Source organism: Halalkalibacter sp. APA_J-10(15) (genome assembly GCF_023017105.1).
GTDB lineage: Bacteria > Bacillota > Bacilli > Bacillales > Bacillaceae_D > Halalkalibacter.
The window spans coordinates 1-462 of sequence record NZ_JALKEV010000058.1 but is presented as its reverse complement, the minus strand read 5'-3'; the positions used below and the strand labels follow the sequence as shown (position 1 = coordinate 462).

The 462-nt window shown below is 44.2% G+C and carries 1 protein-coding gene; it reads left to right on the top strand.

Translation table 11 applies throughout. The features are described from left to right. The coding region (locus tag MW695_RS22265; RefSeq protein WP_260505968.1) for a flagellin at positions 1-462 on the top strand (462 nt) is incomplete at both ends.

The window sequence follows — 462 nt, the reverse complement described above, 5'->3', positions numbered from 1 at the left end:
TCAACACTCAAAAGCTATTAAGTGGTGGTTCTAATGGCGGTGGATCATTTACTGCTAACTTCCAAATCGGTGCAAACCATGGTCAAAGCATGGAAATTGAAATCTTCAACATGAGTGCTGCGGCTCTCGGTTTAGAAGGTTCAGATGGAGCAGTTAATTTTGATGGTACAGTTGGTGCTTCAGTAGGTGAGTTAACTGATAATGGCGCTGTAACTAATGCTCAATTCAGTGGTGGTGGAGTAAATAACGGAACAAACAGTACGTCAACTGGTTCGGCTCTTGATGTAACAAGTCATGAAGCGGCAGCAGCTGCGATCGAGCAAATCAACCACGCGATCGAAACAGTTTCAGCACAACGTTCTTCACTTGGTGCGTTCCAAAACCGTTTAGAGCACACAATCTCTAACTTGGACAACTCTTCTGAGAACTTACAAGCTGCTGAATCACGTATTCGTGACGTTG